13 protein-coding genes are annotated in these 13790 nt (G+C 57.3%); 7 read left to right on the top strand and 6 right to left on the bottom strand.

From position 1 onward, the window contains the following. The first annotated feature begins 37 nt into the window (after positions 1–37). Entirely contained in the window at positions 38–700 is a 663-nt protein-coding gene (locus tag JAO32_RS08370) for a DUF6629 family protein (protein WP_334239400.1), read from the top strand. A gap of 74 nt (positions 701–774) precedes the next feature. On the opposite strand, the gene JAO32_RS08365 is transcribed toward JAO32_RS08370, so the two are convergent. The 3 genes from JAO32_RS08365 to JAO32_RS08355 all read right to left on the bottom strand — a co-directional run bounded on the left by JAO32_RS08365 (position 775) and on the right by JAO32_RS08355 (position 4538). Then, the gene (locus tag JAO32_RS08365) at positions 775–1848 is read right to left on the bottom strand and encodes a radical SAM protein (RefSeq protein ID WP_334239398.1); all 1074 of its coding nucleotides are present in this window, start codon (positions 1846–1848) and stop codon (positions 775–777) included. 94 nt (positions 1849–1942) lie between these two features. Next, positions 1943–2734 carry a formyltetrahydrofolate deformylase gene (gene purU, locus JAO32_RS08360; protein WP_443082582.1) on the bottom strand — a complete coding sequence of 264 codons (792 nt, stop codon included), beginning with the start codon at positions 2732–2734 and terminating at the stop codon, positions 1943–1945. A gap of 112 nt (positions 2735–2846) precedes the next feature. Further along, on the bottom strand, positions 2847–4538 hold the full coding sequence (locus JAO32_RS08355) for an esterase (RefSeq protein ID WP_334239393.1): 1692 nt from the start codon (positions 4536–4538) through the stop codon (positions 2847–2849). A gap of 112 nt (positions 4539–4650) precedes the next feature. Between JAO32_RS08355 and JAO32_RS08350 the strand changes: the two genes are divergently transcribed. The 4 genes from JAO32_RS08350 to JAO32_RS08335 all read left to right on the top strand — a co-directional run bounded on the left by JAO32_RS08350 (position 4651) and on the right by JAO32_RS08335 (position 9265). Next, on the top strand, positions 4651–5430 hold the full coding sequence (locus tag JAO32_RS08350; RefSeq protein ID WP_334239391.1) for a TIGR03435 family protein: 780 nt from the start codon (positions 4651–4653) through the stop codon (positions 5428–5430). A 221-nt stretch (positions 5431–5651) separates the two neighbouring features. Then, entirely contained in the window at positions 5652–7052 is a 1401-nt protein-coding gene (locus tag JAO32_RS08345; protein WP_334239389.1) for an NADP-dependent isocitrate dehydrogenase, read from the top strand. A 200-nt stretch (positions 7053–7252) separates the two neighbouring features. Beyond that, positions 7253–8653: an NADP-dependent isocitrate dehydrogenase gene (locus JAO32_RS08340; protein ID WP_334239387.1), complete on the top strand. Its 1401-nt coding sequence runs from the start codon at positions 7253–7255 to the stop codon at positions 8651–8653. 102 nt (positions 8654–8755) lie between these two features. Further along, a complete protein-coding gene (locus JAO32_RS08335) occupies positions 8756–9265 on the top strand; it encodes a DinB family protein (RefSeq protein WP_334239384.1) in 510 nt (169 codons plus the stop codon). A 72-nt stretch (positions 9266–9337) separates the two neighbouring features. Here JAO32_RS08335 and JAO32_RS08330 read toward each other — a convergent pair whose 3' ends face one another. Further along, positions 9338–9874, bottom strand: a complete 537-nt coding sequence (locus JAO32_RS08330; RefSeq protein ID WP_334239382.1) for a carboxymuconolactone decarboxylase family protein — start codon at positions 9872–9874, stop codon at positions 9338–9340. Between the two features lie 100 nt (positions 9875–9974). Then, the gene (locus JAO32_RS08325; protein WP_334239380.1) at positions 9975–10517 is read right to left on the bottom strand and encodes a peroxiredoxin; all 543 of its coding nucleotides are present in this window, start codon (positions 10515–10517) and stop codon (positions 9975–9977) included. 360 nt (positions 10518–10877) lie between these two features. Between JAO32_RS08325 and JAO32_RS08320 the strand changes: the two genes are divergently transcribed. Further along, positions 10878–11900: a pectinesterase family protein gene (locus tag JAO32_RS08320; protein ID WP_334239377.1), complete on the top strand. Its 1023-nt coding sequence runs from the start codon at positions 10878–10880 to the stop codon at positions 11898–11900. Between the two features lie 153 nt (positions 11901–12053). On the opposite strand, the gene JAO32_RS08315 is transcribed toward JAO32_RS08320, so the two are convergent. After that, a complete protein-coding gene (locus JAO32_RS08315; RefSeq protein ID WP_334239375.1) occupies positions 12054–12914 on the bottom strand; it encodes an oxidoreductase in 861 nt (286 codons plus the stop codon). Between the two features lie 77 nt (positions 12915–12991). Here JAO32_RS08315 and JAO32_RS08310 point away from each other — a divergent pair, with 77 nt between their 5' ends. Then, entirely contained in the window at positions 12992–13621 is a 630-nt protein-coding gene (locus JAO32_RS08310) for a TetR/AcrR family transcriptional regulator (protein ID WP_334239372.1), read from the top strand. The last annotated feature ends 169 nt before the right edge of the window (positions 13622–13790 follow it).

Here is a 13790-nt window from a genome sequence, read left to right as displayed (position 1 = left end):
CATGGATATCTGCCTTGAAGCACCTATGATGTGCTCCATGTGCTTTTCCGCAGCGGCAAACTTTGTAGGTAGCGGTGTGCTCGGTGGTTTGGGTGTTGCCACACTGCTGCACGTCAAACATCGGCGCGAACTCTTGTTTGCTTCGCTCCCACTCCTCTTCGCCATTCATCAGTTCACGGAAGGCTTTGTCTGGCTGGGAATCGATGGCATACTTTCTCCTGCGGTTCAGCACGGCGCTGGAGCAGCCTTCATGTTGTACGCGCAGGGTCTATTGCCAGCGCTCGTTCCGCTCAGCGTCATGCTTTTCGAACGCACAGCACAACGAAGACGAGCCATGCTGCCCTTCGTCATCCTCGGTTTCGGCCTTACGCTGTATACACTCTGGGCGCTGGCGTCCTACCCCACACAGGTCTTCGCACAGCAACACAGCATCGTCTACATCAACCAGGCCACCAACTACACAACCGTTGCGGTGCTCTACGTGATTGCGACGTGCGGATCGCTCTTTGCTTCAGAAAACCAGGACATGATCCTTTTCGGCGGAGCAAACGTTGTCATCCTGCTCACCGTAATGGCGGTCAAGCGCTATGCTTTCACGTCCGTCTGGTGCGCCTACGCTGCCGTGGCCAGCGTGATTATTCTGGCCTACTTTTGGAGAACCAACCGCCTCCGCCCATTCCATTATGTCGGCCAGGTGTAAGCCTCAACCTCTCCGCAATGCAAAGAAAAAGCCAGCGATCGACATCGCTGGCTTTTTCAATTCTGACTTGATGACTAAGTGATCTGCACCAGATCACCATGACCGTTGTGCGCGGTCGGTGGCGTAATCTGTGACGTCTGCGGGGCGCGCCAGTGGTCGATGTAGCTTACCTGGTGGACGCACGAGATAGTGCAGTTCGGTGCGCAGCCCTTCTCCGTCAGGAACTCCCGCTTCACATCGGCGGTCGTGTAGTCCGCCAGAGGAGTCGCAGGATAGCCGCGCTGCTGGCTGCAGTAATGCACCAGCCCGTTTTCGCAAACATAGAGATAGCGCCCACCAGCACGGCAGCGCCAATCGTTCGGTTGCCCGTTGGCAATGGCTTCCTGGAAGTGGTTAAACCGTGAGTAGCTGCGCCGTGTCAGCTTGCGGACACGCTCCCACACGGTGCGCTCTTCGCCACCCAGCGGCTTCAACTGGCCGCTGCCATCGTGAATGATGCCGATGGTCGACGAGAAACCAAGCCCCAGAGCGCGGCTGGACACGGTGAACGCATCCTGCGGATTGGCGACGCCGCCACCCACCACGGAGTTAATGTTCACATGGAAATCGGCGTATTCGGCCAGCCAGATCAGGCGCTGATCCAGAACCTTGAGTGACTTCTTCGACACGGAGTCAGGCATCACGTTGTCGATGGAAATCTGCATGTGGTCGAGGCCAGCCTTGTTCAGCCGCTCGATGCGTTCCTTGTTCAGGTAGTAGCCGTTCGTGATCATGCCGGCCAGGGCGCCGGTCTTGCGGATGCGCTTGATGATCTCGTCCAGATCGGGGTGCATCAACGGCTCACCACCGGAGATGGTGATCACGGTCGTACCAAGCCGTCCCAAATGGTCGATACGGCGCAACATCTCATCCAGCGGCGTGGGCGCGGAATGGTCATCGTACTCGTTGCAATACGTGCAGGCCAGGTTACAGCGCCGCATGGGCACAATCTGCGCCATGTACGGGTGGCCGGTCGAGAGCAGCGCATGGCCAATTCCCAACAACTCCCGCATGCGGCGCGTGGCCGCCTTCCAGCGCCGACGAAGCGGCATGGGCCGGTGGCCAGGCTTGAGTTCCAGGGTCGGAGGTGTGGCAACTGCAGTCGACATACTGCCTTACAGTTTACCGGAAATGTCCTCATCGGTTCCGAAATGGGCCGCTGACCACGAACCGGCCAGCATACCCTGCTTCGCGAGACCGGTTTTAGTCAAAGATTACGGTCTTGTTGTCATAGTGCAGAATCCGGTGCTCCAGATGCCATCGAACCGCGCGCGACAGCACTACCCGCTCCAGATCGCGCCCTTTGCGCACCAGGTCAGGAATGGTATCTCCCTGTGTCACGCGCATCACATCCTGCTCAATGATGGGTCCCTCATCCAGATCGGCCGTCACATAGTGGCTTGTCGCCCCAATCAGCTTCACGCCACGCTGAAACGCGGCGTGATACGGTTTCGACCCCACGAAAGCTGGCAAAAACGAATGATGCACATTGATGATTTGCGCAGGCCACTGCGCCACAAACTCCGCCGACAGAATCTGCATGTACCGCGCCAGCACCACCAGATCCACGTCATACTCGCGCAGCAACCGTTGCTGTTCCGCCTCTACGAATGCCTTATCGCCATTACGCACAGGCAGATGATGAAACGGGATGCCATAAAACTGCGCCAGCCCTTCGCCATCGGCGTGATTGCCGATGATCAACGGAATTTCGCAGTCCAACTCGCCTGCTTTGTATCGCTGCAACAGGTCAGCCAGGCAGTGAAGATGCTGTGACACAAACAGACACACCCGATGCCGTTTCCCTGACTCCGCCAGCGTCCAGCGCATCTGGAATTCGGCAGCGACGCGGGCGAATCGTTCCCCGAAATGTTGAATGGGCAGTCCTGCAGAAGGCTCAAACTCGATGCGCATGAAGAAGCGACCAAGCTCCGCGTCCTGATGTTGTCCCGCGTGAAGGATGTTGGCGTCATACTCTGCGACCAGAAAATTCATGATCGCAGCCACCAGCCCCTTGCGGTCTGGGCATTCCAAAAGAAGAACAGCTTTCGTCATACAGTCTGAATACCAGTATGGCTGAGGACTGTTTGCCCGCGATGTATCGCCATTAGTAAACCCAACTCTTCACATCCGCACCAGCCGGAGCCGTCTGCTTCATGTGCTCCGTCATCAACGGCAGCAACCGCTGAATCCAGTTCGCATTGTTTTGCTGCATGGTGTACTCGCTCGGGCCGCCGGTGTAGCAATGCGGCATACCCGGCCCATACTGAAACTCCGCATCCGAGCGAGGATTCCGCGTCAGCTTCAGCTGGTTATCCAGCAGATGCACCGCGTTGTTCAGGAAGTACGTATCGCCATCGCCCACGGCAATGTGCATCTTCCCTTCCACCTTCGGCCCCAGCGTGGACCAGTCGCGCTTCAGAATCGCGTTGATGTCGTAATGCTCCTGCCAGTACTTCACAACGTCCTTATGAATCTCGCCGGTGATGGGATCGAGAACGTCGACAGGGTAACCATCCTTGTCCTGCGGCGAGAACACTGCCTGCCAGATGCCCCACTGTTCCGTGGATCGCCCATGCGTTCCCAGCACATACTCAAAGGCAAACTCATCGCTTGTGTTCGCCAGGATGGAACCATCCGGCTTGCGATCCGCAGGCACCGGCACACTGCCAAAGTCGCCGTGACGAAAGAAAGCATTCGGATCGTCGTACAGGTTGATGTTCTGGTACGCGTGAAAATCTACCGGATCAGGGCAAGCGCCCCATGTGCCGTTGTAACCATCGGGATAGAAGACCTGCGTGGCAATCGCCTCCCATCCACCGGTCGATCCACCCGCCGTGGCACGCGCCCATCCCGCGCCAATGCCGCGATACTTCGCCTCCACCGCCGGAATCAACTCATCGTTGATTGCCGAACCATAAGGCCCCACGTTCGCGGAATCTACGTCATACGAATCGTCGTAATACGGGTTCGCATTCTGCACATACAGCACAATCGCTCGCGGCAAACGGCCTGTGGTCCAGTCCTGAAAAAAACGATAGCCACTGTCGCCACGACGCCCACCACCACCCACAACTGCGGTGAATGCAGGCTGCATGCCTGCACTGTAATGTCCCTGCCAAACGACCAACGGATAATGCGCATCGGGATGCTCGTCAAAGCCCTCCGGCAGCAGCACCCACGCGCCCAGATACATATCGCGGCCCCAGAACTTCGACAGCTTCTCTGACTTGAAGCGCATGTACTTCAGCCACTTGCTCGTCGCCGGGTCCTGCGCAATCACTTCCGGGTCCTGCTTCGTTCCCTTAATCTCTGGAATCGTCTGGTCCAGCGTCAGTTTGATCGTGGAGTTTGCCTTGCCATCAAAATGCACCTTCACCGGCTTCGAATAAGCATTGCCCGGCTTGCGATTCCATTTCTGCCCTTCGCCCTTGTCCGGCGGCAGCCACGGCGATTTTCCATTCGCCAGATGAAACTGCTCATACACATTGAAGACGCCCTGCACAAAGTAATCGCCCGCAGGAATATCCGTCAGCGACCGCAGAGGATAACCAAACGTCTTCGCATCCACTGTCACAGTCTTCGCCGACGGAATGCCATCGATTCCCACATCCACACCGAATCCCTGCGCCGACCGATACTGCTCGTCCATCTGCATGCGCGGTTCCGACTTGCCATCCTTCGCAAACACAACGACCAAATGGCCGTGCTGTGCAGCAGCAGGCAGCGACACTTCAATCTTCTGCGCAAAGGCAGACGTGGACAGGGCAAACAAAGTAGCAGCAACAATCTTCTTCATGGGCTTGCATTGAATGTACAACCGCAGCGATGGAAAGCACGCAAAATCGGTGGAACCACCAACTGCCACCCGCCGTATTGCTCTCTTAGAACAATCCTCGGAGACAGAGACAATGCTGCTGAAAACGCTCGCGCCCGCAACCGTCGCAATGGCGCTCCTCTGCTCTGCGACTGCGCAAGCGCAGCAGTCCATGCCACCCGACGCAAAGCCCCGCTTTGAAGTGGTGACAGTAAAGTCCGCACCTCCCGACGAGACCCGCCAGGGCTTTGACCTTCAGGGACGGCACATCAAGCTGATGCGCGAGTCTGTCCTGAACATCATCATCTTCGCCTACTCCATCCACCCCAAGCAGGTGGTCGATGCGCCCGACTGGGTCAGCACTGCATTCTTCGATGTGGATGGAGTTCCCGACGTGGAAGGCGAACCCAACCTCGTTCAGTACCAACACCTGTTGCAGAACCTGCTGGAAGAGCGTTTCGGCCTACACATGCACAAAGCCAAGCGCGACCTTCCCGACTACGCATTGCGCATCGTGCCCGGCGGAATCAAGTTCTCCAAAACCACGTGGACCAAGGACAACCTGCCCCACCAAGGCGGCCACCCCGGCGCAGACGGCCAGACGATGACGTTCACCAACAGCACCATGTCCGATTTTCTTCTGCTGGGAATACAGCACTTTGCAGATCGTCCAGTGGTCGATGAAACCGGCCTGACCGGTCGCTACGACTTCACTCTCCACTGGCTACCCGATCAGATCAAAGCACCAGAAGGCGATGCAGCCCCGGGCCTTTTTACCGCCATGCGCGAACAACTCGGCCTGGAACTCAAAGCCACCAGAGGCCCGGTAGACGTCTTCGTAGTCGATACAGTCCAGAAACCCGGCGCTGACTAAAGCAAAGCCAAATCCGACTTTGCGAAAGGGTGGGACCTTGCCAGCTCCTACCCTCCCTGTGCTTACAGGAAATCATTCGATAACCGCCTAAACAGGGCCAAATCAAGCCAACAACACACCTGCCCTTCGCCCTTCATCCGCCAAACCCGATACACTGAAAGGTGAACGTCCGCGGCGAAAATCGCCGCTGGGAACACCCTCGCAACGGAGTGAGATTCAACGTGCAAACCAGCTATAACGGCATCGCCCTTCCTGTGAATGGAAAAGCAATCACCTATGAAAACGGCGCATACGTTGTGCCGGACACACCCATCATCCCGTTCATTGAAGGCGATGGTGCGGGCCGCGATATCTGGAAGAACGCGCGCCGCGTTCTCGATGCCGCAGTTGCCAAGAGCTACGAAGGCAAGCGTCGCGTGGAGTGGTACGAAATTCTCGCGGGTGAAAAAGCATACCGCCTGCACAACGACTGGCTGCCGCAGGACACCGTGCAGGCCTGCCTCGACTTCCGCGTCTCCATCAAAGGACCGCTCACCACGCCCATCGGCGGTGGCATCCGCAGCCTGAACGTAACGCTGCGTCAGACCATGGACCTGTACCAGTGCGTGCGCCCGGTGAAGCATTACCCCGGTGTGCCCAGCCCCGTGAACAACGCTGATGACGTCGACGTGGTCATCTTCCGCGAAAACACGGAAGACATCTACGCGGGCATCGAATTCAAGGCCGGCTCGCTCGAAGTAAAAAAGCTGCGCGATTTCGTAAACACCGAACTCCTTGGCAACACCAAGAAGAAGCTGCGGGATGATGCGGGCATCGGCCTCAAGCCCATCAGCGAACTCGGCTCCTCACGCCTTGTGCGCGCGGCACTGCAATACGCGGTGGATCACAACCGCAAGGTCATGACCATCGTCCACAAGGGCAACATTCAGAAGTTCACAGAAGGTGCTTTCCGTGAGTGGGGCTATGAAGTGGCCACCACCGAATTCCGCGACAAGATCGTTACCGAACGCGAATGCTGGATTCTTGCTGCGCTCGACAAAGATCCCAACATCACACCGGAAGCGATCGCAAAGATCGTCGAACCCGGCATCGACTTCGCTCCTGCTGCATTCGGCGAAAAGATCGTCGCCGAAGTGAAGGACGTCATCGCAAAGATCGGCGCAACCCACGGCAACGGCAAGTGGAAGAACCTCATCCTCGTCAACGACCGCATCTGCGATGCCATGTTCCAGGACCTGCTGATGAAGCCTGCGGAATACGACGTAATGGCCACCACCAACCTTAACGGCGACTATCTTTCCGACGCCGCTGCAGCACAGGTTGGCGGACTCGGCATCGCTCCCGGCTCCAACATCGGCGATGGCTACGCCGTCTTTGAAGCAACACACGGCACTGCACCGCGTCTTGCGGATCAGGACGTCGTCAACCCTGGCTCCGTGATCCTCTCCGGCGCCATGCTGCTGCGCCTCATCGGTTGGGGAGAAGCCGCAGACCGCGTGGAAAAGGCGATGGAAGAGACCATCCGCCAGAAGTACGTCACGGTCGACTTCGCTAAGAACATGCCCGGTTCCACGCAGGTGGGCACCACGGCATTCTCTGATCGCGTGATTGAAAACCTGTAGACCGTAAACCCACGGTTAAAAGAAGGCCCGGATTTCCGGGCCTTTTCTTATGTTTATCGCTAACTGTGCATTTCCGCACAGCGCAGAGGCTAGCCGGTCGTTTGCCGTGCAGTCTATAGTGTCCTGCGTCTGCAGCGCCCCGCTTTTTCGCGTTGCCAGACAGCCATCTTTGCAGGGCAATTCACGGAGCGATTCTCATCATGCAGACAAGCTACAACGGCATTGCTGTCCCGACCGAAGGCAAGGCAATCGAGTACTCCAACGGCAACTTCACCGTTCCTGACAATCCGATCATTCCCTACATTGAGGGCGACGGCACCGGACGCGACATCTGGAAGGCATCGCAACGTGTCTTCGATGCGGCCGTGGAAAAAGCCTACGGTGGCAAGCGCAAAGTCTACTGGTTTGAAGTCCTCGCCGGTGAGAAGGCATATCGCCAGACACAGAACTGGCTTCCAGAAGACACCGTCAAGGCCACCGTTGATTTCCGCGTCTCCATCAAAGGACCGCTGACCACGCCGGTCGGCGGCGGCATCCGTTCACTCAACGTTGCACTGCGTCAGCTCATGGACCTGTATCAATGCGTGCGTCCCGTGAAGTACTACCAGGGCGTACCCAGTCCCGTGAAGCATCCTGAAAAACTCGACGTCGTTCTCTTCCGCGAAAACACCGAAGACATCTACGCAGGCATCGAGTTCCGCGAAGGCACACCGGAAGCAAAGCAGGTCATCGAGTTCTTCAACGACACCATGCTCAAAGGCGGCAAAAAGAAAATCCGCACTGACTCCGGAATCGGTATCAAACCCATCTCCATCACTGGCTCCAAGCGACTTGTGCGTGCAGCGGTTCAGTTCGCCATCGCCAATGGCCGCAAGACAGTCACGCTGGTGCACAAGGGCAACATCCAGAAGTTCACCGAAGGTGCCTTCCGCGAGTGGGGCTATGAAGTTGCCACGGAAGAGTTCCGCGATCAGATTGTCACGGAACGCGAAAGCTGGATCCTCGGCAACCTGGAGCAGAACCCGAATCTCACCGCGGAAGAGAACGCCGCACTCATCGAACCCGGCATCGAATTTGCTCCTAAAGAATTCGGAGATTCCGTCGTTGCGGAAGTGAAAGACGTTATCGCCAAAGTCGGCGCAACGCACGGCAACGGCAAGTGGAAGTCGAAGATCATGATCAACGACCGCATCGCCGACTCCATCTTCCAGCAGATCATCATCCGCCCCAGCGACTACAGCGTGCTCGCCACCACCAACCTCAACGGCGACTACATCTCTGACGCCGCAGCCGCGCAGGTCGGCGGTCTCGGCATCGCTCCGGGCGCCAACATTGGCGATGGTTTCGCCTGCTTCGAAGCAACACACGGCACCGCTCCAAAATACGCGGACCTCGACGTCATCAACCCCGGCAGCGTCATGCTGAGTGGCGTCATGATGTTCGACTTCCTCGGCTGGAGCGAAGCCGCACGCCTCATTGAAAACAGCATGGAAAAGACCATCCAGCAGAAGTTCGTCACTTATGACTTCGAGCGCCAGATGCAGGGCGCGACCAAAGTCAAAACCAGCGAATTTGCCAGCAAGATGATCGAGAACATGTAACTCGCATCGAGCAGCAACAATAAAGACGCCGCGGTGAATCCGCGGCGTCTCTGCTTCATCCAAAAACGAAAGAGCCATAACAATCTCATGAGCCAAGACCTATTGACATCGATCCTGCCTCTTCTCGAACGCACACCCGCAGCGCTGGAAGCACAACTCCGCGGCCTGCCCGATGAATGGATCAACGCAACCGAAGGCGAAGGCAAGTGGAGCCCGCTCGTTGTTGTGGGACACATGATTCACGCGGAAGAAGAAGACTGGATGCCGCGCTTGCAGCGCATCCTGCAACATGGCACCAGCCTCCCATTCGATCCCTTTGATCGCGAAGCGCAATTCACAAAGAGCGCCGGAAAAGGCATGGATCAATTACTGGATGAGTTCCGCAAAGTGCGCGAAGAGAGCCTGAAGGATTTACGCGAGCTCAATCTGCAAGCCCACCATCTCACCCTGCGCGGCCTGCATCCAACGCTCGGCGAAACCACAGCACATCAACTACTCGCCACGTGGGCCGCACATGACCAGGCGCACCTCGTGCAAATTCATCGCACACTCGCACGGCGTCTCAAACCAGAGATTGGCCCATGGTCGCAGTTCCTCTCCGTCATGCAGTAACTTCACGAACATCGTGATCAAAACAAAAACGCCGCGACAGAGAGCCGCGGAGTTTTCATTGTGCGCAATAAGTTAAGCAGCCGTAGCAGCCTTCTCTTCCAGCACTGGCCCAATCGCGTGAACCACGGAGCATACACGAATCACCGCAGCAATCGTCTCTTCCGTCACGCCCTTCTGCCGCACCACATTCTCATGGCTGTCCACGCACTTGCCACAGCCATTGATCGCAGAAACAGCCAACGACCACAGCTCAAAATCATTGTGGTCCACACCGTGCGAACGCAGCACATTCATGCGCAGCTTCGCAGGCAGCGTGCTGTACTTCTCATTCGACGACAGGTGATGAAAGCGATAGTAGATGTTGTTCATCCCCATGATGGCTGCAGCGGCCTTCGCCGCGTCCAGCTCCACAGGCGAAAGATGATTCGCAGCCTCCGCCACAACAGCCGCCGTCAACGCAGCATTCCGCGTAGCCACCGCAGAAGCCACCACGGTTCCCCACAGCTGCTGCTTCGTCAGTTCAGTGTTGTTCCGCACCAGCGACGAGTAATTCAGACGAAGATCCTTCGCATAATCCGGAAGCGAGTCAATCAAAGCATCAAGAGACATACAAACATTCCTTTCCGCAGCACATAGAACAAGCCGCTGGAAGAAGCGGGCCACAGAAACGCTCTGCGACCCGCGAGTTTCATTTCGTTAGGTAACCGAACTAAGCGTTAATGGTCTCTTCGCCCTTCTGCCAGTTGCAGGGGCAAAGCTCATCGGTCTGCAGAGCATCCAGCACACGCAGAACCTCCTGCGGGTTACGGCCCACCGACAGGTCCGTCACATACACGAAGCGGATCACACCCTGCGGATCCACCAGGAACGTCGCACGCTGCGCAACGCCTTCCTTCTCATCCAGAATGCCAAGCTGACCGCACAGGTCGCGCTTGATGTCCGCCAGCATGGGGAACGGCAGGTCCTTCAGGTCGTCGTGGTTGTTGCGCCACGCCAGGTGCACAAACTCGCTGTCAATCGACAGGCCCAGGATCTGGCAGTCGCGATCCGCAAACTCACGGTTCAGCTTGCCAAACGCAGCAATCTCGGTCGGGCAGACAAAGGTGAAGTCTTTCGGCCACGCAAACACGCAGAGCCACTTGCCCTCATAGGTCTTGTTGTCGATGGTCTGGAAGGCATTGTTCTTATCGCGGGAAACCACCGCGGTTACGCGGAAGTCGGGAAACTGTTCGCCGATAGCAAGCATGGTCATGATCTCCTTGTTCTGAATGGCTTCTTTTGTTCTGGAGGGGTGTTGCAACACTCAAAATTTCCCAAAAGCACAAAAACCCACAAACCTATTGAACAAGAATTATTATTGTCCAGCAATCTTTAGCGTCCCCTTCTGTCCGAAGATCGCCCACCCACCTCTATCCTCCTTCTCTGCAATCACTTACCTTGGAACACTTTTTACTCATCGCATCTCGAGACGAGCCGCCATTCTGGGTGAAACGAAGAATCCCAACGATGTCAGCAGCGACCACAGCCTCATCACCTTTTGGGCTAACACTGTAGGAACACCAAGCTGACTCGCTCACTTGCTGACCCGCTGACTCGCTGCTTTACTAACCCCATGCGAAACGTTTCGAGCCTCATCCTCCTCACCGCCCTCGCAGCCCCATTCGCGTCCCACGCGCAAGATGTCACGGTCCTCGTCCAACCGGGCGCAAAGCCCAACGGCCCAGACGTCTATCCCACCATCCAGAACGCCATCGACCATACCCCGGAACCCGGCACCGGTGGCCGCGTGACCATCCGCATCACACCCGGCACGTACCATGAGCGCCTCTGGATTCCCCGCAACCGCCCCAACCTCACGCTCGTCGGCCTCGGCAAACCAGAAGACACCGTCATCACCTCGGACCACTTCGCAAAACAAAGCGGCGGCACCTTCTTCACGCAAACGGTCGAAGTCCTGGGTGACGGCTTCCGCGCAGCGAATCTCACCTTTGAGAACTCCGCAGGTAATATGGGGCAGGCCGTAGCCGTCGCCGTCCTCGCAGACAAAGCGATCTTCAAGCACTGCCGCTTCCTCGGCTACCAGGACACGCTCTTCGCCAACTGGGGCCGACAGTTTTACACAGACGACTACATCGAAGGCGCCGTCGATTACGTCTTCGGCAACGCAGCCGCCGTCTTCAGCAAAACCGAGTTCCACACCGTGGCGCCGGGCTACATCACCGCGCAAAGCCGCCTCAGCGAAACCGAACCCACCGGCTACGTCATCCGCGACAGCCATCTCACCTTCGCACCCGGCGCCGACGGCACAGCCATGACGGACAACGCCGCGCACAAAACCGCCCACGGCGTCTTCTTCGGTCGCCCCTGGCGTAACTACTCGCGCGTAATCTTTATCAACACGAACATCGACAAAGGTCTCGAACCCGCAGGCTGGTCTGACTGGAACAACGGCGGCATCCTGAAGACAGCCTTCTACGCCGAGCACAACTCCACCGGCCCCGGCGCCAGCCCCACCACCCGTACGCCCGACGCACGCAAACTCACCGCCGCCGACCTCAAACACTTCGAAACCCGCGAGTTCTTAAAGGGCAAAGACAACTGGAACCCCGAAGCGGAAGCCGCCCAACTCCCCTAGCGAAAACGTGACCCCCAAAATGGCGATGCCCAAATCTTTGATCGAAGACATAGGCATCGCCAGTACACCAACGCCAAAGGCGCGACCAGATATTAGCCTAGGCCGAAGGCCTAGGTAGGATTGGCCCTGAAATCCAAGGGCCAAAGGCCCGCTCTATCCCTTCGCCCCAATCCCATCCAACCGAGCCACCACATCCGCGCTCAACTCCAAGGAACCAGCCGCAAGATTCTCCTTCAGATGCCCCACCGAAGACGTCCCCGGAATCAACAGGATGTTCGAAGACCGCTGCAACAACCACGCCAAAGCCACCTGCATAGGCGTAACCTTCAACTCGTCTGCAACATCGGAAAGCGCAGATGACTGCAATGGCGTAAACCCACCCAGCGGGAAGTAAGGCACATACGCAATCCCCTTCTCCGCAAGCCAATCAACCAACGCATCATCCTCACGATGCGCCAGGTTATACAGGTTCTGCACGCACACCACCGGCGCAATCGTAAGAGCCTCTTCCACCTGCACACGCGACGTATGGCTCAATCCAAGATGTTGGATCTTGCCCTGCTCACGCAGCTTCGCCAACGCTTCAAACCGCTCCGCAATCGACTCCTCATTGACGGAATGGCCATCCGCGCCCCACAGCCGCAGATTCACCACATCCAACGCATCCACTTTCAAATTGCGCAGGTTGTCTTCCACGGCGCTCTGCAACTCGGCAACACTCTGCGCATTCAGCCAGCTCTTATCCTCACCGCGACGAGCACCCACCTTCGTCACCACAGTCAAACCGTCGTAAGGATGCAGCACTTCGCGCAGCAGCGCATTCACTGTATGCGGCCCGTAGAAATCGCTGGTGTCAATATGATTCACACCGGAAGCCACAGCCTCACGCAACACAGCCTCAGCCGCTGCACGATCCTTCGGCGGTCCCCACACACCCGGCCCCGCCAACTGCATCGCACCATAGCCCATGCGGTTTACCGCAACATCACCCAGAACAAACGTCCCTGCACTCATCGCTCAAATCTCCTGAAAAGCCACAAATCGCGGCACGTACACTTAGATGAAGAAACCTTCAGCTTTGGAGTTCGCATTTGCCAGCCACCGCCGCCATCGCATTTCAGCCAAGAAAGACGCCAGTTCAGTCGCGTTCGGAAGCCACAGTCGACGCCATTCTGCAGGCCACGCTTCAGGTTCTGGTCAGCGTGGGCAAAGAGAAACTTACCACCACACTCGTCGCGCATCGCGCCGGAGTTTCCGTAGGCACGCTCTACCAATACTTCCCCAATAAGAGCGCACTTCTGCAAGCCACGCTACGCCGCCACATGGATCACGTCATCGCCGCCGTGGAAGACATCTGCAAATCCGCACGCAACCGCAGCATCTTCGATCAAGCCACCGCACTCATCGACACGTATCTCGAAGTCAAGCTCAACGACGTCAACAACAGCGCCAGTCTCTACGCCATTGCATCAGACGTAGACGGTATGCGCATCGCACGCAACGTCGGCAACCGAGCGCATCGCAGCACCACGGCACTCTTCAGTACAGCAACGGAACGTCTCACCTGCGAACCAGAGCTCATCGCCACCATGGTTCTCTGCTGCATCACTGGCGTCACGCGTCGCCTGCTCGAAGACAAACCCACACAAAAATTTCTGTCCGCAGTTCGCGAACAACTACTCAACATGACCCACGCCTACCTGCGCACCTGTGTTCGCTAATGCGAATCAACACGCAATGCACCTGTCATTCTGAGCGAAGCGAAGAATCCCGACAATTTCTCATACAGCACAACATCTCAACCTTTCAGACGATGGAACCCAAACCAGCTTCGCAAACCAGCGAAGCTCATACGGTCGAAGACCGTCATCCTGAACGAAGCAAAGCGGA

This window comes from Terriglobus sp. ADX1 (genome assembly GCF_036877645.1).
Lineage (GTDB): Bacteria > Acidobacteriota > Terriglobia > Terriglobales > Acidobacteriaceae > Terriglobus.
This window is presented reverse-complemented; position numbering and strand designations above follow the sequence as displayed.